The 23,970-nt window shown below is 64.5% G+C and carries 21 protein-coding genes; 11 read left to right on the top strand and 10 right to left on the bottom strand.

Annotated features, from left to right (window positions below; genetic code table 11):
* Nucleotides 1-4 precede the first annotated feature (4 nt).
* From F8R15_RS14315 to F8R15_RS14305, 3 genes are all read left to right on the top strand, one after another.
* Entirely contained in the window at nucleotides 5-1,483 is a 1,479-nt protein-coding gene (locus tag F8R15_RS14315; RefSeq protein ID WP_152845046.1) for an NAD-dependent succinate-semialdehyde dehydrogenase, read from the top strand.
* Between the two features lie 112 nt (nucleotides 1,484-1,595).
* The gene (locus F8R15_RS14310) at nucleotides 1,596-2,999 is read left to right on the top strand and encodes a YcjX family protein (protein WP_152845045.1); all 1,404 of its coding nucleotides are present in this window, start codon (nucleotides 1,596-1,598) and stop codon (nucleotides 2,997-2,999) included.
* Nucleotides 2,996-3,994 carry a YcjF family protein gene (locus tag F8R15_RS14305; RefSeq protein ID WP_216644131.1) on the top strand — a complete coding sequence of 333 codons (999 nt, stop codon included), beginning with the start codon at nucleotides 2,996-2,998 and terminating at the stop codon, nucleotides 3,992-3,994. The genes F8R15_RS14310 and F8R15_RS14305 overlap by 4 nt, the downstream gene beginning before the upstream one ends.
* Nucleotides 3,995-4,153: 159 nt before the next feature.
* Here the strand turns inward: F8R15_RS14305 and F8R15_RS14300 are convergent, their stop codons facing one another.
* The 4 genes from F8R15_RS14300 to ruvC all read right to left on the bottom strand — a co-directional run bounded on the left by F8R15_RS14300 (nucleotide 4,154) and on the right by ruvC (nucleotide 6,872).
* A complete protein-coding gene (locus F8R15_RS14300) occupies nucleotides 4,154-4,561 on the bottom strand; it encodes a group III truncated hemoglobin (protein ID WP_152845044.1) in 408 nt (135 codons plus the stop codon).
* Entirely contained in the window at nucleotides 4,554-5,588 is a 1,035-nt protein-coding gene (gene ruvB / locus F8R15_RS14295) for a Holliday junction branch migration DNA helicase RuvB (protein ID WP_078522132.1), read from the bottom strand. The genes F8R15_RS14300 and ruvB overlap by 8 nt, the downstream gene beginning before the upstream one ends.
* 85 nt (nucleotides 5,589-5,673) lie before the next feature.
* On the bottom strand, nucleotides 5,674-6,342 hold the full coding sequence (gene ruvA, locus F8R15_RS14290; RefSeq protein WP_152845043.1) for a Holliday junction branch migration protein RuvA: 669 nt from the start codon (nucleotides 6,340-6,342) through the stop codon (nucleotides 5,674-5,676).
* Complete coding sequence (gene ruvC, locus F8R15_RS14285) at nucleotides 6,339-6,872, bottom strand: crossover junction endodeoxyribonuclease RuvC (protein WP_078522066.1); 534 nt, start codon at nucleotides 6,870-6,872, stop codon at nucleotides 6,339-6,341. Before ruvC ends, ruvA begins: the two co-directional genes overlap by 4 nt.
* A gap of 216 nt (nucleotides 6,873-7,088) precedes the next feature.
* On the opposite strand from ruvC, the gene F8R15_RS14280 reads away from it, so the two are divergent.
* Nucleotides 7,089-7,274, top strand: coding sequence for a DUF1127 domain-containing protein (locus F8R15_RS14280; RefSeq protein WP_078522067.1), 186 nt, complete (start codon nucleotides 7,089-7,091; stop codon nucleotides 7,272-7,274).
* Between the two features lie 78 nt (nucleotides 7,275-7,352).
* Here F8R15_RS14280 and F8R15_RS14275 read toward each other — a convergent pair whose 3' ends face one another.
* The 4 genes from F8R15_RS14275 to F8R15_RS14260 form a co-directional block, all read right to left on the bottom strand.
* Nucleotides 7,353-7,730 (bottom strand): hypothetical protein, encoded by a 378-nt coding sequence (locus F8R15_RS14275; protein ID WP_152845042.1) that lies wholly within the window; start codon nucleotides 7,728-7,730, stop codon nucleotides 7,353-7,355.
* A gap of 62 nt (nucleotides 7,731-7,792) precedes the next feature.
* A complete protein-coding gene (locus F8R15_RS14270) occupies nucleotides 7,793-8,662 on the bottom strand; it encodes a 50S ribosomal protein L11 methyltransferase (protein WP_152845041.1) in 870 nt (289 codons plus the stop codon).
* Between the two features lie 79 nt (nucleotides 8,663-8,741).
* Entirely contained in the window at nucleotides 8,742-9,386 is a 645-nt protein-coding gene (gene msrA / locus F8R15_RS14265; RefSeq protein ID WP_152845040.1) for a peptide-methionine (S)-S-oxide reductase MsrA, read from the bottom strand.
* A gap of 68 nt (nucleotides 9,387-9,454) precedes the next feature.
* A complete protein-coding gene (locus F8R15_RS14260) occupies nucleotides 9,455-10,687 on the bottom strand; it encodes an MFS transporter (protein ID WP_078602167.1) in 1,233 nt (410 codons plus the stop codon).
* A gap of 123 nt (nucleotides 10,688-10,810) precedes the next feature.
* Here F8R15_RS14260 and F8R15_RS14255 point away from each other — a divergent pair, with 123 nt between their 5' ends.
* The 3 genes from F8R15_RS14255 to F8R15_RS14245 all read left to right on the top strand — a co-directional run bounded on the left by F8R15_RS14255 (nucleotide 10,811) and on the right by F8R15_RS14245 (nucleotide 14,439).
* Nucleotides 10,811-11,875, top strand: coding sequence for a YeeE/YedE family protein (locus tag F8R15_RS14255; protein ID WP_152845039.1), 1,065 nt, complete (start codon nucleotides 10,811-10,813; stop codon nucleotides 11,873-11,875).
* A gap of 288 nt (nucleotides 11,876-12,163) precedes the next feature.
* Nucleotides 12,164-14,044, top strand: coding sequence for a GAF domain-containing protein (locus F8R15_RS14250; RefSeq protein ID WP_152845038.1), 1,881 nt, complete (start codon nucleotides 12,164-12,166; stop codon nucleotides 14,042-14,044).
* A gap of 8 nt (nucleotides 14,045-14,052) precedes the next feature.
* A complete protein-coding gene (locus tag F8R15_RS14245; protein ID WP_152845037.1) occupies nucleotides 14,053-14,439 on the top strand; it encodes a response regulator in 387 nt (128 codons plus the stop codon).
* Nucleotides 14,440-14,477: 38 nt separating this feature from the next.
* Here the strand turns inward: F8R15_RS14245 and F8R15_RS14240 are convergent, their stop codons facing one another.
* Nucleotides 14,478-15,002: a hypothetical protein gene (locus tag F8R15_RS14240; protein WP_368731053.1), complete on the bottom strand. Its 525-nt coding sequence runs from the start codon at nucleotides 15,000-15,002 to the stop codon at nucleotides 14,478-14,480.
* On the bottom strand, nucleotides 14,995-15,708 hold the full coding sequence (locus tag F8R15_RS21805) for a response regulator transcription factor (RefSeq protein WP_253732639.1): 714 nt from the start codon (nucleotides 15,706-15,708) through the stop codon (nucleotides 14,995-14,997). The genes F8R15_RS14240 and F8R15_RS21805 overlap by 8 nt, the downstream gene beginning before the upstream one ends.
* 680 nt (nucleotides 15,709-16,388) lie before the next feature.
* Here F8R15_RS21805 and F8R15_RS14230 point away from each other — a divergent pair.
* From F8R15_RS14230 to F8R15_RS14215, 4 genes are all read left to right on the top strand, one after another.
* A complete protein-coding gene (locus tag F8R15_RS14230) occupies nucleotides 16,389-17,831 on the top strand; it encodes a hypothetical protein (protein WP_152845036.1) in 1,443 nt (480 codons plus the stop codon).
* Between the two features lie 175 nt (nucleotides 17,832-18,006).
* Complete coding sequence (locus F8R15_RS14225) at nucleotides 18,007-20,301, top strand: hypothetical protein (RefSeq protein ID WP_152845035.1); 2,295 nt, start codon at nucleotides 18,007-18,009, stop codon at nucleotides 20,299-20,301.
* A gap of 36 nt (nucleotides 20,302-20,337) precedes the next feature.
* Complete coding sequence (locus F8R15_RS14220) at nucleotides 20,338-22,416, top strand: type I secretion system permease/ATPase (protein WP_152845034.1); 2,079 nt, start codon at nucleotides 20,338-20,340, stop codon at nucleotides 22,414-22,416.
* The gene (locus F8R15_RS14215; RefSeq protein WP_152845033.1) at nucleotides 22,413-23,765 is read left to right on the top strand and encodes an HlyD family type I secretion periplasmic adaptor subunit; all 1,353 of its coding nucleotides are present in this window, start codon (nucleotides 22,413-22,415) and stop codon (nucleotides 23,763-23,765) included. The genes F8R15_RS14220 and F8R15_RS14215 overlap by 4 nt, the downstream gene beginning before the upstream one ends.
* Nucleotides 23,766-23,970 lie beyond the last annotated feature (205 nt).

Below are 23,970 nucleotides of genomic sequence, written 5' to 3'. Positions count from 1 at the left end.
CATCATGCTCGACGACAAGACCGACCTCAAATCCATCCTCAAGGATCCCTCGCTTCTGGTGACCAAGGCCCTCGTCGCGGGCGAATGGGTCGATGCCGATGACGGCACCACCTTCGACGTGACCAACCCCGCGCGGGGCGACGTGATCTGCACCGTGCCCGATCTGGGCCGCGCCGAAACCGCCCGCGCCATCGCTGCCGCTGACGAGGCGATGAAGGACTGGGCCGCGCGCACCGGCAAGGAACGCGCGCAGATCATGCGCAAATGGTACGACCTGATGATGGAGAACCAGGACGATCTCGGCGCGATCCTGACCGCCGAGATGGGCAAGCCGCTCGCCGAGGCGAAGGGCGAGATCGCCTATGGCGCGGGCTTCATCGAGTGGTTCGGCGAAGAGGCCAAGCGGGTCTATGGCGAGACGATCCCGGGCCATCAGCGCGACAAGCGGATCACCGTGATCAAGCAGCCGATCGGGGTCGCCGCCTCGATCACGCCGTGGAACTTCCCCAACGCGATGATCGCGCGCAAAGCGGGCCCGGCGCTCGCCGTGGGCTGCGGTTTCGTCTGCCGTCCGGCCTCGGAGACGCCGCTCTCGGCGCTGGCGATGGCGGTGCTGGGCGAACGGGCGGGCCTGCCCAAAGGCATTCTCTCGGTCATCACCTCCGCGAAAGCCTCCGATATCGGGAAGGAATTCTGCGAGAACCACAGCGTGCGCAAGCTGACCTTCACCGGCTCGACCGAGGTGGGGCGCATCCTGCTGCGTCAGGCCGCGGATCAAGTGATGAAATGCTCGATGGAACTGGGCGGCAACGCGCCCTTCATCGTGTTCGACGACGCCGATCTCGACGCGGCGGTCGAAGGCGCGATGGCGTCGAAATTCCGCAATAACGGTCAGACCTGCGTCTGCGCCAATCGCATCTATGTGCAATCCGGGGTCTATGACGCCTTCGCCGAGAAGCTGGCCAAGGCCGTCAACGCTCTCAAGGTGGGCGACGGTCTGAAGGAAGGCGTCGAGGCCGGCCCGCTGATCAACGAGGACGCGGTCAAGAAAGTGCAGGAACATATTCAGGACGTGCTCGATCATGGCGGCTCGATCGTCACCGGCGGCGCGCGGCACGAGATGGGCGGCACCTTCTTCCAGCCGACCGTGCTGACCGGGGTCACGCAGGAAGCCAAGGTCTCGCATGAGGAAACCTTCGGCCCCGTCGCCCCGCTCTTCAAGTTCGAGACCGAGCAGGAGGCGATCGCCAAGGCCAATGACACGATCTTCGGCCTTGCGAGCTATTTCTACGCCCGCGACGTGGGGCGCATCACCCGCGTGCAGGAAGGTCTGGAATACGGGATCGTCGGCGTGAACACCGGCTTGATCTCGACCGAGCTCGCTCCGTTCGGCGGCGTGAAGCAGTCCGGCCTGGGCCGCGAGGGTTCGCATCACGGGATCGAGGATTACCTTGAGATGAAATATATCTGCCTGTCGGTCTGAGGCCGATCCAGAGCCGATAATAACGCAGAGGGCGGGCCGCGTGTCCGCCCTCTCTTTCATTAACACTCTCCGCTGCTTATCTTGTCCGTGAACGAGAGTGAGGGGCCGAGCTTTGGGCATTTCCGACATTGCGGACGGGATCACGCGCGGGATCGAGGGCATGGGCCATTCGGTCTCGGAGGCGCTGTTCGAACCGGTGATCCGGCTCGGCGTGACGGGTCTGTCGCGCGCGGGCAAGACCGTGTTCATCACCTCGCTGGTCGCGAACCTGCTGGATCGCGGTCGGATGCCTGCGCTCGGGTCTGCGTCGGATATCACCGCCGCTTACCTGCAGCCGCAGCCCGACGACACCGTCCCGCGCTTCGACTATGAGAGCCACCTCGCCGCGCTGACCGGCCCTTCGCCGCATTGGCCGGACGGCACGCGCGCCGTCTCGGAGCTGCGGCTGTCCTTCCGCATCCAGCCGCGCGGGATGCTGGGCGCGGTGCGCGGGCCGCGCGTCGTGCATCTCGACATCGTGGATTACCCCGGCGAGTGGCTACTCGATCTCGGGCTGATGGACAAAAGCTATGCCGAGTGGTCGGCGGAGGCGCTGGCACGTCTGCCGAGCCGTCCGCAAGGCGCGGAGTATCTGGCGCAGTCCGAGGCGACGGATGGCACGGCGGAGTTCACCGAGCCGCAGGCCAAGGCGCTGGCGGCAGGCTTCACCCGATACCTCACCGAGGCGCGCGATGCGGGGTTTTCCGACTGCACACCGGGGCGCTTCCTGCTGCCCGGCGAGATGGCCGGATCGCCCGCGCTGACCTTCGCGCCGCTGCCCGAGGGTGAGGCCCCGCGTGGCTCGCTGCGACGCGAAATGGAGCGCCGCTATGACGCCTATAAACGCGAGGTGGTGCGCCCTTTCTTCCGCGACCATTTCGCCAAAATCGACCGGCAGGTGGTGCTGGTCGACGTACTGGGCGCGATCCATTCCGGCCCGGCCGCGCTCGACGATCTGCGTCAGGCGATGGCCGATATTCTGGCGGCCTTCCGCCCGGGACGCGCAAGCTGGCTGACCTCGCTGATCGGCGGCAAGCGGGTCGAGAAAATCCTCTTCGCCGCGACCAAGGCCGATCACCTGCACCACACCCAACACGCCCGCCTGACCGCGATCACCGGCGCGCTTCTGCGCGAAGCCAAGGACCGCGCCGATTTCGCGGGCGCGAAGACTCTCGCACTGTCGATCGCGGCGCTGCGCAGCACCACGGAAGAAACCCTCTCGCATGACGGGGCGGAGTTGCAGGCGGTGCGCGGGCGGCTGGAGAGTGGCAAATCGGTCGCGCTCTATCCCGGCGAATTGCCCGCCGACCCGGCGCAGCTTCTCTCGCCCGCGGCGCAAGGGGCCTCCGCGTGGCTCGACGAAGACTATTCGATCATGAACTTCGCCCCTGCCCCGGTGATCCTGCGACCCGGCGAAGGCCCACCGCATATCCGGCTCGACCGCGCGGCCGATTTCCTGATCGGGGACAAGCTATGAAAAAACCGGTGATGATCGAGATCGAGGACGCGCCCTCGCCCGCCGAGGCCGCGCCGATCGAGGATATGCCGCATGCGACCGAGGAGCGGCTCGAAGGCCGCGCCATGCAGATCGCGACGCGGCTGGGGGCACGTCGCGCCTCGCCCATCGTGCGGTTCTTCTGGCGCGCGAGCGTGGCGCTGGTGGGCTTCCTGATCTCCGTCGCGCTCTGGCGTTTCATCGACGGGCTGTTCGCCACCCATCCGATCCTCGGCTGGATCGGCACCGCGCTGGTCGCGGCCTTCGCGCTTGGCGCGCTGCTGATCACCGGGCGCGAGATCGCCGCCTTCTCGCGGCTGGCGCGGCTCGACAAGGTCCATAAGGAAGTCTCGGAAGCGCTAAGCGAAGACGATCTGAGCCGCGCGCGCAAGGTGACGGCCCATGTCTCGGGCCTCTATGCCGCGCGGCCCGAGATGGATTGGGCGCGCAAGCGGCTGGCCGAGCAAACGGGCGAGGTGCTCGACACCGACACGCTGATGGGGCTGGCGGAAGCCGAGCTGATGGGACCACTCGACGCGGCCGCCCGGCTGGAAATCGAGGCCGCCGCGCGCACCGTGGCCACCGTCACTGCTATCGTTCCATTGGCGCTGGCCGACGTCTTCACCGCGCTCACCGCGAACCTGCGGATGATCCGGCGCATCGCGGAAATCTATGGCGGGCGCTCGGGCACGCTCGGCTCGATCCGGCTGGCGCGCACGGTGATGACCCATCTCGTCGCGACCGGAGCTGTGGCGGCGGGCGACGATCTGATCGAGACGGTCACCGGCGGCCATCTGGTGTCGAAGCTCTCGCGCCGCTTCGGGGAAGGCGTGATCAATGGCGCGCTGACCGCCCGTGTGGGCATTGCCGCGCTGGAGGTCTGCCGCCCGATGCCCTTCCGCAAACTGCAAAAGCCCCGCGTGACCAACCTGATCGGACGGTCGCTGACCGGCGTGTTCGGGAAGAAAGAGGACTGATCCTCTTCCTCTTGGCTGAAGTATCCCGGGGAGTGAGGCGGGATAAGCGGCCTTCCAGTGGAAGGACGCCCCGCCGAACGCCCGAAGCGCAAGCGAAGGGCCGTCATGGCGGGGGCAGCGCGCCCTCCACCTCTAGTTTTGCGCGCCTACGCGCGCGGGTCATTTCAGCTTTGGAATACCGCCCGCGAAGGTCTCGCGTTCGACCACGCCTTGCCGCAGGCTCATGCCGATCCGATGTGCAAGCGCCGACCAACCCGCCGCCTGTTCGGGCGTAAGTTCGGCGTTCAGCACCTTGTCGAATTCGGCAAGCCAGGTCGAAAACATGCCCGGGCGTACATTGCCCGCCGCGCGGTGGACCTGCATGGGCGAGCCGTCATAGCCCGGTTTGCGCAGGATCGCGTTCTTCCAGAACCGCGCGACCTTGTCCTCATGGGTGGGCCAGTCGGTGACATGCACCGCAAAGACCGGACCGAGCATCGCGTGGCTGCGCACGCGCTCGTAGAAGCGCGCCACGACGCGGTCGATCTCCGCCTCGGTGATCTCGAAACGTGCCAAGGGGTCAGCCATCGCCAAAGAGGTCCGTCTGCGGGGTGGCGGGTTTCGGTGCCTCGAGCCCCAGATGCCGCCACGCCCGCGCGCCCAGCATCCGACCACGCGGGGTGCGGCTGATCAGGCCCTGTTGCAACAGGTAGGGTTCGATGACTTCTTCGATCGCGTCGCGACTTTCTGACAGCGCGGCCGAGAGCGTCTCCACCCCCACCGGCCCGCCGCCGTAATGATCGGCCATCAGCATCATGTAGCGCCGGTCCGCCCCGTCGAGACCGAGATTGTCGACGCCAAGCCGCGTCAGCGCGCGGTCCGCGATCTCGCGAGTCAGCCGCCCGTCGCCTTCGACCAGCGCGAAATCGACGACGCGGCGGAGCAGACGTCCCGCGATGCGCGGGGTGCCACGCGCGCGCTTGGCGATCTCGCGGGTGCCCGCGGGGTCGGACGGGATACCCAGAAGCCGCGACCCGCGCGTCACGATCAGGTCCAGCTCGTCCTCGGTGTAGAACTGCAGCCGCGTCGGGATGCCGAAGCGGTCGCGCAGCGGCGTCGTGAGCAGTCCGAGCCGCGTCGTGGCGCCGACCAGCGTGAAGGGCTGCAACTCGATCCGCACAGTGCGCGCGGCAGGGCCCTCGCCGATCACCAGATCGAGCTCGAAATCCTCCATCGCGGGGTAGAGCACTTCCTCCACCGCCGGGTTCATCCGGTGGATTTCGTCGATGAAGAGCACGTCGCGCGCTTCAAGATTGGTCAGGATCGCGGCGAGATCGCCCGCCTTGGCCAGAACCGGCCCCGAGGTCATCTTGAAATTCACGCCCAACTCGCGCGCCATGATCTGCGCGAGCGTCGTCTTGCCCAGACCGGGCGGGCCATGAAACAGCGTGTGATCCATCGCCTGGCTGCGCATCTTGGCGCTTTCGATGAAGACGCGCAGATTGGCGCGGGCTTCGGCCTGGCCCGTAAATTCCTCCAGCGCCTGTGGTCGCAGGGCGCGGTCGGCGTCTTCGGGCAGGCGGTCGGGCCGCAGAGTGGGATCAGGTTCGCTCATCGTCATTTACTGTCGCGCCTTTGGCGGAGGGGAGCAAGCGGGGCTCTGCCCCGCACCCCGGGATATTTATCCCAAGAGGAAGAGGTCAATCCTTTGGGGCCAGGAGCCTTAGCGCCGCGCGGATCAGCTTGGCCGTGTCGGTGACCTCCGGGTCGTCATTGGCCTGCGCCACGGCACCGGCCGCGTCCGAGGGCGCATAGCCGAGATTGGTGAGCGCGGAGATCGCCTCGGCGGTGAAGTTTACCTTCGGCGTCGCGGCCGGGGCTGCTTTCTTTGCGGGCTTCTTGGCCGGCGTGTCCTCGATCACCTCGGGGGTGGCATCAACGGTGAACTCCGCCCCCATCGCCATGACGGTCGGCGCTTTCTCCTTCAGCTCAAGCACGACGCGCTGCGCGAGTTTCGGGCCGACGCCGGGGGCGGATTTCACCGCCGACCAGTCGCCCAGCGCGATCGCGCGGCCCAGCCCCTCCGCGCCGAGCGTGCCGAGGATCGCGAGCGAGGCTTTCGCGCCGATCCCCTGCACCGAAGTCAGCAGCCGGTGCCATTCCTTCTCCAAGAGCGTCGGGAAGCCGAAAAGCTGCAGCAGGTCCTCGCGCACCAGCAGATCGGTATAGAGCGCGCAGGCTTCGCCCACGGGCGGCAGTGATTGCGCGGTGCGCTGGCTGACATGGACGACATAGCCCACGCCGCGCACGTCGATCATGACATGGTCGAGCGCGCGGTGAATGATGACCCCTGCGATGCGACCGATCATGCGCGCCTCCGCTGGGTTGTGCCCAAGGCATCGCGGGAGAGTTGCGCCGCGTTCATCCGAGCCGCCGATTGCAAATGGAAGGCGTGGCAGATCGCAATGGCGAGCGCATCGGCTGCATCGGCGCCTTCGAACTGCACGCCGGGCAGTTGATGGCGCACCATATGCTGCACCTGCGTCTTGTCGGCATGGCCGACACCGACGACCGTTTTCTTGATTGCGTTCGGAGCGTATTCGCCGACCTCGAGCCCGGCCTGCGCCGGAGCCAGAAGCGCAATGCCGCGCGCCTGCCCAAGTTTCAGCGTCGCCACCGCGTCCTTGTTGACGAAGGTCTGCTCCACCGCGGCCGCTTCAGGCATGTGGGTCGCGATGACCGCGCTCAGCCCTTCGTGCAGCACCAGCAGGCGCTTTGCCAAATCCTTACCTTCGGAGTGGAGAATCCCGTTCGCGACGTGCCTGAGTCGCGATCCGTCCATCTCGATCACGCCCCATCCGAGATTGCGTAACCCCGGATCGATCCCGATCACCCGCATTTGCCCTGCCTTGTTCTCGTGTTGTTTCGCAAGAACTAGCACGAAAAGGGAACATCGGCCAGAGGGGATGCAAAAACCGGCCTCATATCACATGCGATTCCTGCATGGCGGGGCTGCCAAAACTGAGATTGTTTTCGCACCCTGCCAGTCTTATCTGCGCTTCAGAAGATGTAATGCCCGAAACTTGAGCAGTTTGTGAACTGAAGGATCCTCCCCATGGCTTCGATGGATATCAACACCCGCATGAGCCGCAGCGCCCGACCGAGCGTCTTTACCTCGCTGATCGCCGCCCTGCACGACTGGAACGACGCACGCGTCACCCGCAAGGCTCTGATGAAGCTCAGCGACCGCGCGCTGGACGATATCGGCCTGACCCGGCTCGACGTGGCGCGCCTGCGCTAACGCGACCGACAGGTCATGCGAAAAGGGCTGCCCCGGCAACGGCGCAGCCCTTTCTTTATGGCTTAATGGCTTTGGCGCTCAGCCGATATACGGCGCGAGCAGCCCGGCGATTTTGCGGGTGATCGGGTCGGCATGCATGATCCAGGCCCCAACCCGTTCGAATTGCGACCCACCCGCGAGGCTTGCGACGCGCGCCTCGTAGCTCTCCTGGCCCACCTGCGCGAGCATCGCGCCCTTCACCAGCAGAACACCGGCAAAGATCAGCGCCACACCGCGCAGCGGAAAACTGCGGCGCGACTTCGGGCGCATGGAATCAAAATAGCTGCGCCCCAATGCACCGGACGCCTCGAATGCGCCGCCTGCTTGATGGATCTGGTCGATCCGATGCAGGCGCTTTTCAAAAGACTCGATTTGTGGATCGCGCATGGCAAACCCCGTTAACTGCGATGCCCCCAAAGGCAATTTCTCACGTCAGGGTAAAGCAATCCTTACGGCAATCAGAGCGGATTTGTGGCGGATTAGGTGCGCTGCATGGCCAATGTCGTCCATTCGCCGAATTCCTTACGCGAATGGGAAACAAAGCCCTGCGCCTGATAGGCGGCGACCACTTCATCGGCCTGTTCGTTGAGGATCCCGCTCAGGATCACGAAGCCCGATTCGGCGCAGTTGCGGCCCATTTCGGGGGCGAGCGCGACGAGCGGGCCTTTGAGGATATTGGCGAAGATCAGATCGAAGGGCGCGGCCTCTTTCAGGCGCGGATCGCCGAAGCCCGCGGCCTCGATGCAGATCACGCGGCCCTCAAGATCGTTCACCGCGACATTCGCCGCCGCCGTCTCCACCGCGACCGGATCGATATCGGAGGCCAGCACCGGCTCGGGCCAGAGCTTCGCCGCCGCCATCGCCAGAACGGCGGTGCCGCAGCCGATATCGGCGACGTTGTGGAAGGTATGACCTTCCTTCGCCAGATCGTCGAGCGCGGTCAGGCAGCCCGAGGTCGTGCCGTGATGGCCCGTCCCGAAGGCCATCGCCGCATCGATCCGCAGCGCGATCGCATCGGCGGGGATCTTGTCCTCGTCATGGCTGCCATAGAGGAAGAAGCGGCCCGCGCGCACCGGGGCCAGTTCGCGCCGCACATGGGCGACCCAATCGGTTTCCGGGATTTCCGAGACGACGAAGGGCTGCGCCCCGTGCGAGATCGCCAGCAGGTCCAGCGCCACGTCGTCGGGGGCCTCGAGAAAATAGCCCGAAACCTCGTAGCGGCCCGACCCGTCCTCGATCTCGAACACGCCGGTACCGTAGGGGCCGGGATCGAGCTCTTCGAGACGTTCGGACAGCGCCTCGGCGGCCTCGCGATCGGCCAGCGTGGTAAAGGCGGTGAAGGTGGTCATGGGCGCGCTCCTCGGGATGGTTGCGCCCGGGCTTAGGGCCGCGGGCGCGAGCCGTCAAGCGGCGCGCACACGCATCCGATCACGCGCTCAGCCCGATCGGGCAGCTCACGCCGGTGCCGCCGATGCCGCAATAGCCGCCGGGGTTCTTCTCCAGATATTGCTGGTGGTAATCCTCGGCATAATAGAAGGGCGGCGCGTCGATGATCTCGGTGGTGATCGCGCCGTAGCCCGCCGCCTGCAGACGCTCGGCATAGGCGTCGCGCGAGGCTTTTGCCGCCTCTTTCTGCGCCTCCGAGTAGGTATAGACGCCCGAACGATACTGCGTGCCGCGGTCATTGCCCTGACGCATCCCTTGGGTCGGGTCGTGGCCCTCCCAGAAGACGCGCAGCAGGTCTTCGTAGCTGACCTCGGCGGGGTCGTAGATCACGCGGACGACCTCGTTATGGCCGGTCATGCCGGTGCAGACCTCGCGATAGGTCGGGTTGGGCGTGGGGCCGCCCGCATAGCCGACCATGGTCAGCCAGACGCCGTCGGTGTTCCAGAACATGCGCTCGACACCCCAGAAGCAGCCCATGCCGAACATCGCCTCTTCCATGCCCTCGGGCACGGGCGAGCGCAGGTCACGGCCCCAGAGGAAATGCGGCTCTGCCAGAGGCATCGCTTCGTCACGCCCCGGCAGGGCGTCGGCTTTGGTGGGAATGGTGGCGGGTTTTCCGAACAGCATGGTAAATCTCCCTTTCGCGCCCCTCTCAGATAGGCGCGGAGCGGCGGAATTTCCAGTTCAAGCAGGCATCACGCCGGAACCGGACCGAGGCCTTGCAGCACCGTCTCGTAGCCTTTCGAAGGGTGACGCGGCACCAGCAGCGCGAGCCCCAGCGAGATCACCGCCATCGAGGCCGCCAGCCCGAAGACCGCGCCGGGCGAGACCATCCACAGATAGCCCAGCGTCACTGGCAGGAAGACAGCCGCGATATGGTTGATCGTGAAGGCGACGGCGGCGGTGGGCGCGATATCCTCGGGGTCGCAGATTTTCTGGAAATAAGTCTTCTGCGCGAAGGCCAGCGCGAACAGCAGGTGATCGACCACATAGAGCGCGCAGGCCAGCCAGATGCCCCAGCCGAACCAGTAGATGCCGCCATAGGCGAGGAACAGCAGCGTCAGCCCGACATATTCGAAGATCAGCGCCCGGCGCTCGCCGAAGCGATGCACGAACCGGCCCATTGCAGGCGCGGCGGCCATGTTGACCGCGAAATTGATCAGGAAGAGCGCGGTGATCTCGTCCACGCGCAGCCCGAAGCGTTCGACCATCATGAAGGCGGCGAAGACCACGAAGATCTGCCGCCGCGCGCCCGCCATGAAGGTGATCGCGTAATAGAGCCAGTAGCGACGACGCAGCACGAACTTCTTCGATTGCGGCTCGCGGGTGTGGAACTGCGGATAGATCAGCGCGGCGGCCGCCATCATCACCATCGTCGCGATCCCGGCGGTAGCGTAGACGAATTCATAGCTGAGGTTGAACGTCTTCCAGGTCAGCACCAGCACCGCATAGGCCGCCAACGAGGCACCCGAGCCGATGGCCACGATCTTGCCCAAGGTCTGCGGCGCCTTGGCCTTGTCGATCCACTGCAATTGCAGCGACTGGTTCACCGTCTGGAAATAGTGAAACCCGATCGAGGACAGGAGCGTCACGATGATCAGCCCGGCGAAGCTGGGAAACAGCGCGGTCACCGCCGTCGCTCCGCCCAGAAGCAGCAACGACAGGATGGCCAGCGTCTGCTCGCGCATCACCCAGAGCACGACGATCACCCCGATCGCGAGGAAGCCCGGCACTTCGCGGAAGCTCTGCAGCCAGCCGATATCGACGCCGTCGAAATTCACCACGTCGATGACGAAGTTGTTCAGGAGCGCCGACCAGGTGGCGAAGGAGATCGGCATGGCGGTGGCCATGACGTAGAGCAGCGCCTCGGGTCTGCGCCAGCGCGGCAGCTCGTGGGCCTCGTCGAGAGGGACGGATCGGAACTTCATCATGCCTTCCTTAGACGCGACGGCAGCGCCTGCGGCAAGTCTGCAAAAGGTGCAACCTGACTCAGATCAATGTGCGTTTCTGCGGTTTCTGGCAGAAACCGTGCGCGAACGGGAGATCGTATCATGGACATCATCGCACTCATCGAGCGGATCGGCGAAGGCCCCACGGCGGCGCTTTTCGGGGTGATCACCGGGCTTATCTTCGGCGTGGCCGCGCAGAAATCCAACTTCTGCCTGCGGGCTGCCACGGTGGAATTCGCGCGCGGCAAGCTGGGCGGCAAGGTCGCGGTGTGGTTTCTGACCTTTTCGACCGCGCTGGTCTGGGTGCAGAGCGCGCAACTGCTCGATCTGTTCCGGCAGGGCGACAGCCGGATGATGTCGGTGCCCGGCTCGTGGTCGGGCGCGATCATCGGCGGGCTGATCTTCGGTGTCGGCATGGTGCTGTCGCGCGGCTGTTCGGGACGGCTTCTCGTGCTGGCGGCGACGGGCAACCTGCGTTCGGTCGTCTCGGGGCTGATCTTCGCGGTGACCGCCACGATGAGCCTCAAGGGCATCCTCGCGCCACTGCGTGACCGGCTGGCGAGCCTCTGGATCACCGGCGCGCAGAACGTGAATATCCTCGACGCGCTGCACCTTCCCGACTGGACCGGGCTGGCTGTCGGCATCGTCTTCGCCATCGCGGGCATGTATCTGGCCAAGCGCAATGAGATCGGCGTGAAGACGTGGATCTTCGCCTCCGGCGTCGGCTTCGCGGTCGCGGTGGGCTGGGTGCTGACCTTCATGCTGAGCCAGGTCGCTTTCGACCCGGTGCCGGTGAATTCCGTCACCTTCTCGGGCCCCTCGGCCAATACGCTGATGTTCTTCCTCGACCGCAACTCGGTGCTGGAATTCGACGTGGGCCTCGTGCCCGGCGTGGTTCTGGGCGCTTTCCTGAGCTCGCTCTTCTCGCGCCAGTTCGCCTGGCAGGGCTTCGACTCGATGCCGGTGATGCGGCGCTCGATGATCGGGGCGATCTTCATGGGCTTCGGCGCGATGCTCGCCGGCGGCTGCGCCATCGGCAACGGCGTGACGGGCACCTCCGTTCTGGCAGGCACCGCGTGGCTGGCGCTGTTCTGCATGTGGATCGGCGCGATGGTGACCGACTTCCTGCTCGACCAGCGCACGATGACACCCGCCACCGCTTGCTAAGTACGCTCTCCGTCGCGTGCCTAGGCCAGTTCCTGCCGGTTCGCTGAAACCTGCGCGAATCCTTACCTAACGTCACCCATTAGAACGCGTTACGAATTCAGCATAAGACGCCTTCGGAATGCGGGTGGTCGCGACCTCTTGGCTCTGCGATTCGTCGACACCGCAACCGCATCACGAAAAACGCTGAAGAAAATCGTGTTTGGCGGAAATCGTGATCGCAACCGTGTCATATGACACTGGGCGAAATGGGTTTCTTCGGGGCATAGGTGGAATTATGAGAGCCTGCGCATGAATACCTCTATGCCCCCTCCGCTGACCGGTGAAGAACGGTCCAAACTCGCCGATCCGGCGCGCCTTCGGGCATTGCGCGAGACCGGTCTTTTGGAGAGTGCGCCTGCGGAAATCTTCGAGCGCGCGACACGGCTCGCCACGCGGGTGACCGGAGTGCCTGTCTCGTTGGTTTCCATGGTCGATGAGAACCGACAGGTCTTCGTGGCGCAAACCGGGCTGGACGCCCGTGCCCCCTCGGAGACACCGCTCAGCCATTCCTTCTGCCGCTATGTCGTCGAATCCGATGCGCCGCTGAACGTGCCCGATGCGCGCGAGGACACGGTGCTGCGCGACAATGGTGCCGTGCGCGATCTGGGCGTGACCGCCTATCTCGGGGTGCCGCTGCGCACGATCGACGGGCAGCCGCTGGGGGCGTTCTGCCTGATCGACCGCGAAGCGCGGCAGTGGACCGAAGAAGAATACGAGGCGCTGTCCGACATCGCCGCCGGGGTCGAGGCGGAAATCCGTCTTCGGCGCCAGATCAACGTCGCCCATCGTGAGGAAAACCGGTTCCGCGCCGTTCTCGACCAGATGCCGATCGGCGTCGGTGTGGCCGAGCTGGGCACCGGTCGGCTTATCGATCTGAATGCCACCGCGATCGAGATGTTCGGCGTGACGGACGGCGACGTGACCAAGCAGCTCGCCTTCGACGCGTACACCCCAGAAGGGCGCAAGCTCAGCCTGAGCGAGTTTCCGATCGTGCGCGCGGCGCGCAATGAAGAGACGATCAGCCATATGGAACTGCGCTGCGTGCGCCATGACGGGCCGGAACGCAATCTGCTGGTCTCGGCGCAGCGGGTCGAAAGCGAGCCGCCCGTGGCCGTGGCCACCGCGCTCGACATTTCCGATCTGAACGCGGCGCGCGAACATGCGGCCGACGTCGACCGGCGGCTCGCGCATTTTCACGAAATCACCTTCGACGCGATTGTCGAACTCGATAGCGAAGACAAAATCCGGTTCGCCAATTCGGTCATGCGCGCCCGCATCCGCGACGCGGTCGGAGCCGAGGCGGAAGCACAGGCGGTCGGGCGGTCGCTTTGGGAGACCGCGCCCCATCTGATCGGAAGCAATTTCGAAAAAGCTCTGGAAGAGGCCCGCCGCACAGGTGTCCCGACGGTCACCGATCAGGACGGGCGAGACGGCCGCATTCTGGAGGCACGCCTTTACCCCGAGCACGGCGCGATCCTCGCCTATCTCCGCGACGTGACCGAGGAGCGGCAGATCGCGAAAGCGCGCGACACGCTGACGCGCGAACTCAACCACCGGGTCAAGAACGCCTTCGCGATGATGTCGGGACTGGTCGGCATGACCGCGCGCCATGCGAAGACGCCGGACGAAATGGCGCGGGGCCTGCGCGAGCGGATCGGTGCGCTGGCCCGCGCCCATGAGCTGATCAATCCGACCGCCACGCCCGAGCGCGATTTCCGCGGCATGGTCGAGTTGCGCGAATTGTTGCTGGGCGTGCTTTCGCCTTACACCAATCTCGACGATCCGCGCCTGATCCTCAGCGGCCCTCCTGTCGCACTGAACCACGCGGGGTCGACCAACCTCGCGCTGGTGATCCACGAATTGGCGACTAACGCCGTGAAATATGGGGCGCTTTCGCATGATGCGGGACTGCTGGAACTGACCTGGCGCAACACGTCCGGGCAGCTCGAACTCGACTGGCGAGAAAGCGGCTATCCTGAAGAACTGGTGCAACCGAGCAACAGCGGCTTCGGATCCAAGCTCATCGACCTGACCATTCAGGGCCAATTGCGGGGAACCTATGGAACCGAATGGGTTCCCGACGGGTTCCAAGCTCGCATGACCGTGCCAATGGACCTGATAAAAGGGTAGTGTAGCCCATGTTACAGAGCAGTATGACTTGCCTCGAGGGCAGCAATGTCCTCGTGGTCGAAGACGAATTATTCATCGCCTATGACATCGCCTTCTCGGTCGAGGAGGCGGGCGGTCAGGTTGCCGGCCCCTTCGCAACCTTGGCGCGCGCGCGTGCTGCGCTTTCCGACGGCTCGATGAATGTCGATGGCGCGATCCTCGACATGAACCTGCTGGACGGATCGGCAGAAGCCCTGATCGTCGAGCTGTGGAAACGCGAAGTGCCCTTGGTGGTGAACACGGCCGAGCCGCTGCCGCTCGCCCTGCAATCGATCATGCCGGAAATCCCGGTTTTCTCGAAGCCGACGAATCCCTGGGAACTGGCTGAGGCGCTGGGACGCCAGATGCGCAACTGAGCTCGGCGCGGCGTATCTTCAACCGCCCTCTGCCCGCTTTACAGCGGCATTCCATAGTCCTTGGCGATCGCCCAGATCTCGGCATTGATCGCCTGCATTTCGGCAAGCGCAGCTTCCAACTCGGCAAGCGTCGCGCTGTCCAGAACGCTTTCTTCTCCAATCCTCAGACTGGTCTTGCGATCCGCAATCCGCATCTGGATTGCGCGCACCGGCCCGCCGCCCTCGTCGAAGGCGTAGAGGCAGTGGTTGAAATGATTGCGCAGCCCCGAGACCTTCTTCATCCGCGCGGACACCGCCAGCACCCGTTCGCAGGCCTTCGGCGCACAGGGGCATTCGTCACGCTTGGCCAACCGATCCACCAGATCGAGCCGCGCCCGCGTCGTGTTCAGCGTCAGATGGATGATCGTAGCGACGCCCTTGTCGGTCCCGGCGAGGCCCGCGATCAGATGGATCAGCAGGCTCTCGGTGTTGGTCCACGCGTAGTTGATGCGCCCGATCTGCATCAGGAATTGATCGAAATTCGGCGGGCGCATCTCCGTTGGCGTGGGCGGGTCCTTAGGCACTTCGATTTCGGTGATACCAGATCGCCGCCTCGGTGCGGTTGGTCACGCCGAGCTTGCCGATGATGCGGTGAATATGCAGCTTCACCGTATGTTCGGACAGGTTCAGCTGCCCCGCGATGATCTTGTTGGGCTGCCCCGAGGCGAGCATCTCGAGCACCTCGGCTTCGCGCGGCGTCAGACCCGATACGTCGATCGCATGCGACGCGTTGGCTGCAGCCGATCCGTTCAGCGCAGAGATCGGTGGATCTGCCGGACGGCAGCGCAGAAGCGCGGGCGGGATATAATGCCCCCCCGAGACGATCATCCGCAGGATCAAGAGCCACGTCGTCAGATTGACGTTCATCGGCAGCAGACTGATGTGATGGGACAGGATCGCAGCGCTATGGCGCGTCATCAGATCCTGCGCATAGGCCTCGTCTTCGATCGCGACGATCAGCTTCACGCGCGACAGAAGCGGCTCCCGGCGTTCCGCCAGCGCGACGAGACCATCGGCGTGATCCTCGTCCACGATAAGCGAACAGAGCGCGCCGTGATCCTCGATCCAACCGTCGGACCGCAACGCCTCGAGCAACGTTTCGAAATCATCCAGACGCAGACATGTCGCCGGTGCCACCTCGGCATCGACGGTTCTCAATACGGTATCGGAAAAAATCTGCGACGCGCCCAGAAAACAGATCGCAGCATCCTGTTTGCGGCAAGACGGCATTACACGTTTCCCCGCGGGTTCACTCTTATACAACGCATTCATGGCGGCCCCCTCCTCCTACCCTGAACTCAATATGCGGACGGTTAACCCCACGTCATACCGCCCGCATCAACCATATCACGGACCAGTGAGATCAGCGTTACCCGAAGTGTTTACCCGATGGTAAGGATTCTCTTACGTAACGTAATCTTACTCGAATCGGCGGGCGAGTGGTGGGATTTCTGCGCTGCGGCACTTACTGGCGCGCGCCAGTGGTAGCGCGCATTAGCTTCGCCACTAGACCTTGTCCCAATTTCTGCATTTGCAACGGCTTTGTGAAAATCACCGCAATCCTCCGGGATTCCGCAGGTGGCTGCGCGCGGAAATTTGGAAAATGGATGCGTTTCAGGCGGTTAATAAGATGCCCCGACCGGCTAGACCCATTTGCTAGCTAGGTCCTCAGGATCACGGGGCGCAGGATGTTGGTGTCGCAGCTGGGGGCTGTGACTCGTCTGTTTCCACACTCCGCCCGGAAAGGGTGACCCACCTGCGAATCGCTCGATTCGGGGATCGGGATCGGGGTGCCGAGCGGTTGGGGAAGCGGACATTCACCGGGGCGAAAGCCCTTAATCACGAAGGTCCGACCATATCCGTTTTAGACAGAGTGACGGATCCCGGACCGATCAACTGGGAGTAAGAAAATGGGAAGCTTTAAGCATAACTGGTTCGATCCGAGCATCCAGGTGCAGGGTCAAAATCAGGGCCAGACCGAAGCTCAGGGCCAGGCGCAGGCCGAAATGCAGGGTCAGGGCCAGGGCCAGGGCCAGTACCAGCACTCGACCACCGAGAACAGCAGCGACTCCGGTTCGCTGGCGGGATCGGGCGCTGGCAGCCTTGCGGGTTCGGGCGCGATGTCGGGTGCCGGTGCCGGTGCGCATGCGGGCTCCGGCTCGAACAGCGATTCCGGCTCGCATAGCGGTTCGCATGCAGGGGCTGGCGCTCATAGCTCCAGCGACAACACGAATATGAACGGCAATGGCAACCTCAACGCCAATGCGAACCTCAACGCCAACCTGACTGCGGTCGATGTTCAGGTCGGTCTGAACCTCGACGGCTACGAGCCGTCCGATGACGACTTTGCCGATTTCGATCTGAGCGGCTCGTCGAAAATCGGCGATGTTCTGATGGCCGATGGCAACATGAACTACGCCTATGATCCCGGCGATGACATGAACTTTACCGACGTGCTCAACGGCACGGGTAACGACAACATGCTCATCAACGCTCAGTCGAACAGCCTGAACGACAACGATACGCTGAGCAATCCGAGCGTTTCCAACCACTCGAGTTTCGCGGTCGACGCTACGATCAAGGACAATTCGGCAGAGGCGGATGACGGGATCGACGCGGCCTCCGAAGGCGGCGACGGTGCCGAAGATGTCGGCTCGACCGGTGGCGCTGCACTTGCCGGTGGCGGTATCGCCCTGTCGGGCGGCGGCGTGTCGATCGCGGCCTCGGACACCGAGGGTGAAGGCGATGACGGCGGTGACGGCGGCGCAGGCTTCGGTCTCGGCGTCGGGCTGGGTGTGGGCGCCTCGGGTGCCGCAGCGCAAGACGGCGGCGCCGGTGCGATCGCTGGCGGCGGCGACACGGGCAGCCTGGACATCCTTCCGATCATTTCGCCGGAACTGGCGACGGGCGGCGATGCCGGTGCGATGGAGTTCGGCGGCGCGACCGCAGGCTCGATGGGCGTCGGCCATGGTATGGGCCTCGGCGCCGGTGAAGGCGGCAACGGCGGTGCTGGCGGCGACGGCTACGGCTGGTCCTCGACCGGTTCGCACGCCTCGGGCGGCGGTTCCTGGGCAACGGGCGGCTATGCTGGCGGCGGTAACGGCGGTGGCGATGTCACCGCAGGCGGCGGCGGCAATGGCGGCAGCCTCGGCAACTGGGGCTCGGGCAATGGCGATGATGGTATCGTCACCGGCCAGTCCTACGCCGATGCGAGCGCGGCCATCGACACCACCGCGTTCAACCAGTCGATCGTGATGGGTGCCAACATCCTCGGCAACGCCGTGGATACCACCGTGGTCGGTGGCTCGCTGTCCTCGACCTATATCGGCGACGACGACACCACCGGGGCATAAGCTCCTGCGCGGCGCGCCTCTCCCGGAGGCGCGCCGCATCTCGTTCCCGGCGTTTCACATCGCATCACGCCCGGACCTGACCTCGGCGGCATTCGCCCGCCCGATGCGATGAACCGACAGTCTGACGACCCGCATCCAAGCGCGGGTCTCCAGCGTCATGAAGGGGGGAAGTAAGATGCTTGACCGGCAGACCGAAATCATCGCCCATTTCATCGGTGCCTTCAATCAGACGACCGAGACCTATGTCGCCCGACAGGAATACGACGCTTTCCGCGCGCTGCAGGCCTCCACGCCTGCACCGGGGGTTCTGCTCTCCGTCACTGTAAACGTCGATTCAAATTACCTGCTCGGAGATTTCGATCCGTCGCTGCAGCTGAGACTGCCACTGGCGCCGCCGCCCGGCGCGCCCTGGCTGCCCTTCGTCGACGATTATCAGTTGCGCGACATCGCACCGCCCGGGTTGCCGCCCGGCCAGTTCGCGATCCCGCCCTATGATTTTCCGCCAGTTCCGGTGCCGTTTCAGGTGTTTCTCGGAATGGCCCCGCCCTCCTCGGTGCTCCACATCACCTCGCAGATCAACACGCTGAACGATCATGACGTGCTCTACGACAAGCCCTTCATGATGCCGGCGGAGCTGATGGACGAATACGGCCCGGAGGCCTCCGCGTCGAAGCTGATGGCGCTGGCCGATTATGCCGATGCGCTGACGGTGAACACCGCGCCTGTGGGCACGACCATCGAAGCGCAGACAGAGACACTGATGGCCCAGATCGACGCGCTCGATCCCGAGGCCGTGCCCGGCGGCGCAACGGCTGCGATGTTCCGCAGCGAGACGATCTTCGCCGCGCCCACCGACACCGATGTGGAAGACGAAGCAGGAGCGGGCGCTTCCGATCCTGAAAGCATGACCGAGCTGGAAAACGAAAGCCTCGAAGACGGTGAAGCGGAAGCCTCCTCCCCCCTTCCGCCCGCCTTCTCCGGCCAAGTGGTGTTCGACGGACAGCTCATGGACGAGATGCCCGAGACGCTGACGCTGCGGCTGGAAGCGCGCGATCCGTCTGAGGATGAGGACGCACCGTTTGGCGAAGGTGTGGTCGAGGTCGAGATCGACGGGATCGGCGGCGAAGACGGTGCGGCCGGGCTGGTCCAAAGCCCCGACATGCCCGTTGATCCGGCTGGCTTGGCGCTGGAAATCGTGCAGAGCCTGAGCACCGGCAACAACCTTCTGCTGAACCAGTCGCAGGCGGTGCATGACTGGCTCGATGCGCCGGTCATCGCAGTGGGCGGGTCGATGACCTCGCTCTCGGTGATCTCGCAGGTCAACGTGCTGCGCGACGTGGATATGAAGCTCGGACTGGGCCATCACGGCACCGGAAACAGCGCTGGCGGGAACGGCCTCGGAAACGCGGAGGGCTATGACCCGCTCTCCTCGCAGGCTCACAACGTCGCGGTCTACACCCAAGAAGCCAATCCCGCGAACTTCCTCAATCTCGTTATGCCGGCTGGCAGCAGCCTGATCGCGATGACGGCAATTCGCGGCGACCTGATCATCGACAACCATACGACGCAGGTAAACGCGGTCTCCGACGGGGATCTGGTGAGCTTCGAATTCGGCTCCTATTCCGCCGAGATCGTGATGGGCGACAACTCGACCGTCAATCTGCAGCTGCTGCTGGAAATCGGTTCGCAGTTCGATCTGATCATGATCGGCGGCAACATGTACGAGATCGCGCAGCTCGAGCAGATCAACGTGCTGCTCGACGACGATCTGGTGATGAGCGGATCGGGCGGCGTCGGGCATGGCGGCGCGGGCCATGTGTCGAGCGAGGATAACCTTCTGTGGAACGAGGCGCATCTGACCAAGGTGGGCATCGACCAGTACATGGAGATGGACGCGCAATATCAGAGCGTCCTCGACCAGCTTGCCAAGATTTACGGCGGCCTCGGTCCTAACGCGGGCGAAGACGGTTCGATGCCTCCGGGCGCGGCCTTCGACGCGGTCGAAGGGCTTCTGGGCGATGAGCTTCTCGGCGGCCAGATGGCGCTGCGGGTGCTCTATATCGAGGGCGACCTCGTCATCCGGGACAACTTCACCCAGATCAACATTCTCGATGACGCCGACCTGATTTCGATCGACGGGCCGGGCGAGTTCGGCGTCGAGGCTGGCGGCAACACGCTTGGCAATGTCGCCTCGCTGACCGTCGCGGGTGTCGACAGCACGATCATGGCCGCCGATGGCGTCTATTCCGACGCGGTGATCTGGCAGGCGGGCATGATGGATGACGGCAGCGGTGATCCTCTGGGTCCGACGAGTTCCAGCGAAGGGGCGCTCGCCTCGGAGGCAGTCGCCTTCCTCGCGGACGGGATGATCGAGAACACGCCGAATTACGACGATGAGGAATTCCAGGTGCATCCGGGGTCCCACGGGGGAAGCGGGTCGCTCGATGCATTGCACACGGTTCTGGCCTGACGAGGGCGCGGAACTACACATACTAGGGGAACTTCGATGAAAGACAGGACTGACGACGCCGCCGGGGGGCAGGCGCACCGCCAAGATGGTCATGACGCGATGGCTCAGAACGAGGACCGGCCAGAGGTCGATCCGACAGACAAACGGCAGGCGGACGCCACCACGGGAGACGGTCCCGAGGCGGAGACGCAAGCCGAAGAGACCGGCGCGGAGGGGACTGTCGAAACAGTCGCCGCCCGGACGGAGGGTGGTGCTGACACCCAAAAGGAGGCGGGTCGTGTCCCCGCGCAAAATGCCTCCGGCTCCCCACCGGCGCCACCCTCCACTCCAACCTTTCACAAGCGCCTCGGTCCGGTGGATTTCACCCGAACACTGCATGACATGAAGAAGCGCCTGCGCGCGAACATTGCCTTCGTCGCTCTGATGACCTGCGCCACGAACATCCTTATCCTCGCGGTGCCGATCTACCTGTTCCAGATTTCCGACCGGGTCTTCACCTCGCGCTCGACCGATACGCTGGTGATGCTGACCATCGTGATCGTCGGGGCGATCGTGGTGCAGACGCTGCTCGACGCGGTGCGCCGGCTGGTGCTGATGCGCTCGGCGGTGGATGTAGCAGCCCGTCTCGGCGCGCCGGTCCTGTCGGCGGCGGCGCAGGCCTCGCTGCATTCCAACGGGCGCGAATATCAGGTTCTGGGCGATCTCAACGCGCTGCGGAGCTTCCTCGTATCTGGCACGCTTCTGTCCTTTCTGGACGTGCCCTTCACACCGATCTTCGTGCTCGCAGTCTTCCTGATCCACCCGCATCTCGGGACGATCGTGGTGATCACCGCGCTGATCCTGATGGTCTTCGCCTGGATCAACCAGAAGATCACCTCGGAGGGCTTCCGCCGCGCCAATATCGCGCAGACCAAGGCGAACCTTCATCTCGAGTCGATGTCGCGCAACAGCCAGATCATCAACGCGATGGCGATGATCCCCGAGGCCGTGTCGATCTGGGGCCGCGATACCGCCGCCTCGCTGCGCGCACAGACCGAGGCGCAGGACCGCAACGTCTTCACCGCCTCCGCCTCGCGGATGTTCCGCCTGTTCACCCAGATCGGAATGCTCGGCTGGGGCGCCTATCTCGCGCTCGACGGGCAGATCACCGGTGGCATGGTGATCGCCGCCTCGATCGTGGCGGGCCGCGCGCTCGCGCCGATCGAAGGGGCGATCGAGGGCTGGAACTCGTTCCTGCTGGCACGCGGCGCCTATGACCGGGTCGGCCAGCTTCTGGCCTCGGCCAAGACCCGTAACGACAAGCTGCGCCTGCCCAAGGTCGAGGGGCGGCTCGATATCGAGCGTCTCCTCTATGTTCCGCAGGGCACCAAGCATGTCGTGCTGAACGCGCTGACCTTCTCGCTCGCGCCGGGCGATCAGCTGGCGATCATCGGCAATTCGGGTGCGGGCAAGACGACGCTCGGCAAGATGCTGGTGGGATCGGTTCTGCCGACCTCGGGGGCAGTGCGGCTGGATCTGATGGACATCCGCAACTGGGACCCGCGGCAATTCGGGGAATGCATCGGCTATCTGCCGCAGGACGTGCAGCTCTTCCCGGGCACGATCAAGCAAAACATCGCCCGGATGCGCGAGGATGCGAGCGACGCCGCGATCCACCGCGCCGCCGCGCTCGCCGATGTGCATGAGATGATCGCCTCGCTGCCGCAGGGCTACGAGACGGTCGTGGCCTCCGACGGCTCGCCGCTCTCGGGCGGGCAGAAGCAGCGGATCGGTCTGGCCCGCGCCTTCTTCGGCGATCCGAAATTCGTGGTGCTGGACGAGCCGAACTCGAACCTCGACACCCAAGGCGATGCGGCTCTCGTGCGCGCGCTCGGCCATGCGAAGGCGAACGGGATCACGGTGGTCGTGGTCACGCAGAAACCCTCGCTGCTCAGCGCGGTCGACAAGATCATGCTGCTCAATGACGGCAATATAGCGATGTTCGGCTGGCGCGATCAGATGCTGGCCGAACTGGAGCGGCGCAAGCAGGCCAAGACTCAACAGGTCCAGCAACAGCGCGCAGCGGCCCAACCCACCACGACCGCCAACGCACCCATGCAAGGAGCGCCGGCATGACACTCCTTCTGACCAACCCGATTCAATCTGCCGAGACCCGCGACTGGTCGACCGAGGTCCCGCGCAACATCAAGACGCTCGTCATCGTCGGCCTGACGATCTTCGCGATGGCCTTCGGAGGCTTCGGTGTCTGGGCCTTCAGCGCACCGCTCGCCGCCGCCGTGATGGCGCCGGGCTCGTTCGTGGCCACGGGCCGCAACAAGATGATCCAGCACCTCGAAGGCGGGATCATCAAGGAGATCAACGTCTCCGAGGGCGATTTCGTCATGGCGGGGCAACCGCTCCTGCGTCTCGACGAAACCTCGGCTCTGGCCAACGAACGCGCACTGTTTCTGCGCCGTGCGCGACTGACTTCGATGGAGGCTCGAATTCAGGCCGAATATGACGGCTGGCGCGAATTGGTCTTCCCGGATTGGCTTCAAGAGGCCCGGCGCGATGCGGAGATCGCCGCGATGATGGACTCGCAGCGCCTCGCCTTCGAGGTGACACGGGCGAAGGTACAAAGCGAGCTGGACCTTCTGGCCCGCAACATCGCCGCCATGGAAAGCCGCGCGGAAGGCTATCGCGCGCAGCTGACCGCCACCGAGGCTCAGCGCGACCTGCTGGCCCAGGACCATGAGAGCAAGGCGAAACTCTACGAGAGCGGCCTGATCCGGCGGACCGAACTGAACGCCCTGCTGCGCGCTCTGGCAGATGCGGAAGGGCAGATCGGACGCCTCAAGGCGGAGATCGGCGAGAGCGAGGAGATGCGCGCGAAATATCAGGCGCAGACCACGCAGACGATCGAAACCCACAAGCAGGCCGCGCTCGACGAGCTGGAGACCGTGCAGGCGGAGCTGGATTCCGTGCGCGAACAAGAGCGCAAGGCCACCTCCATCCTGAAGCGCGTCGTGATCGACAGCCCCGTTTCCGGCACCGTGGTGCGTCTGAACTATTCGGGTGCGGGCGGGGTCATCGAAGCGGGCAAGGTGATCGCCGAGATCCTGCCCTCGGAAGCGCCGCTCATCATCGAGACGATGATCGCACGTACCGATATCGACGCGATCAAGGTCGGACAGGAGGCCTCGGTGCGGCTTTCGGCGCTCAACCAGCGTACGACGCCCATCCTGATCGGAGAGGTCTATTACATCTCCGCCGACGCGATCGTGGAGCGCTCGGGAGAGCATCCGCGCGAGGTCTATATCGCGCGCATCCGCCTGCCCGCCTCGGAACTGCGCCGGGTGCCGGGCTTCGCGCCGATGCCCGGGATGCCGGTCGAAGTGATGATCCAGACCGCGTCGCGAACCTTCGCCCAATACATCGCGAAACCGGTGGTGGATTCGATGAACCGCGCTTTCCGCGAGCATTGAGGGGTCGATCCGGCGGAAAACCGGGCTGAAGGCGTCGCTCCGGAGGGGGCGGCGCCTTTCCATGTGAAAACAATCTTTTCAGGTACTTATCCTACAATTTAGAGTCCTTCTAAATTCCTGACTAAAATAATCGATCACGAAGGCGGGAAAATACCAGACTTCATTTGTCAGAGATCAATTTCCAGACTATCTCCAATCTGTAGGA

Source organism: Thioclava sp. JE_KL1 (assembly GCF_009296265.1).
Classification (GTDB): Bacteria; Pseudomonadota; Alphaproteobacteria; order Rhodobacterales; family Rhodobacteraceae; genus Thioclava.
The sequence above is the reverse complement of the archived record's forward strand: the minus strand, read 5'-3'. Positions and strand labels throughout refer to the sequence as shown.

Excerpts from the sequence above, each read along its gene's own strand:
- F8R15_RS14315 (WP_152845046.1), top strand. The coding sequence starts at position 5 with ATGCTCGACGACAAGACCGACCTCAAATCCATCCTCAAGGATCCCTCG.
- F8R15_RS14305 (WP_216644131.1), top strand. The coding sequence starts at position 2,996 with ATGAAAAAACCGGTGATGATCGAGATCGAGGACGCGCCCTCGCCCGCC.
- F8R15_RS14300 (WP_152845044.1), bottom strand. The coding sequence starts at position 4,561 with ATGGCTGACCCCTTGGCACGTTTCGAGATCACCGAGGCGGAGATCGAC.
- ruvB (WP_078522132.1), bottom strand. The coding sequence starts at position 5,588 with ATGAGCGAACCTGATCCCACTCTGCGGCCCGACCGCCTGCCCGAAGAC.
- ruvA (WP_152845043.1), bottom strand. The coding sequence starts at position 6,342 with ATGATCGGTCGCATCGCAGGGGTCATCATTCACCGCGCGCTCGACCAT.
- ruvC (WP_078522066.1), bottom strand. The coding sequence starts at position 6,872 with ATGCGGGTGATCGGGATCGATCCGGGGTTACGCAATCTCGGATGGGGC.
- F8R15_RS14280 (WP_078522067.1), top strand. The coding sequence starts at position 7,089 with ATGGCTTCGATGGATATCAACACCCGCATGAGCCGCAGCGCCCGACCG.
- F8R15_RS14270 (WP_152845041.1), bottom strand. The coding sequence starts at position 8,662 with ATGACCACCTTCACCGCCTTTACCACGCTGGCCGATCGCGAGGCCGCC.
- msrA (WP_152845040.1), bottom strand. The coding sequence starts at position 9,386 with ATGCTGTTCGGAAAACCCGCCACCATTCCCACCAAAGCCGACGCCCTG.
- F8R15_RS14260 (WP_078602167.1), bottom strand. The coding sequence starts at position 10,687 with ATGAAGTTCCGATCCGTCCCTCTCGACGAGGCCCACGAGCTGCCGCGC.
- F8R15_RS14255 (WP_152845039.1), top strand. The coding sequence starts at position 10,811 with ATGGACATCATCGCACTCATCGAGCGGATCGGCGAAGGCCCCACGGCG.
- F8R15_RS14250 (WP_152845038.1), top strand. The coding sequence starts at position 12,164 with ATGAATACCTCTATGCCCCCTCCGCTGACCGGTGAAGAACGGTCCAAA.
- F8R15_RS14245 (WP_152845037.1), top strand. The coding sequence starts at position 14,053 with ATGTTACAGAGCAGTATGACTTGCCTCGAGGGCAGCAATGTCCTCGTG.
- F8R15_RS21805 (WP_253732639.1), bottom strand. The coding sequence starts at position 15,708 with ATGCCGTCTTGCCGCAAACAGGATGCTGCGATCTGTTTTCTGGGCGCG.
- F8R15_RS14230 (WP_152845036.1), top strand. The coding sequence starts at position 16,389 with ATGGGAAGCTTTAAGCATAACTGGTTCGATCCGAGCATCCAGGTGCAG.
- F8R15_RS14225 (WP_152845035.1), top strand. The coding sequence starts at position 18,007 with ATGCTTGACCGGCAGACCGAAATCATCGCCCATTTCATCGGTGCCTTC.
- F8R15_RS14220 (WP_152845034.1), top strand. The coding sequence starts at position 20,338 with ATGAAAGACAGGACTGACGACGCCGCCGGGGGGCAGGCGCACCGCCAA.
- F8R15_RS14215 (WP_152845033.1), top strand. The coding sequence starts at position 22,413 with ATGACACTCCTTCTGACCAACCCGATTCAATCTGCCGAGACCCGCGAC.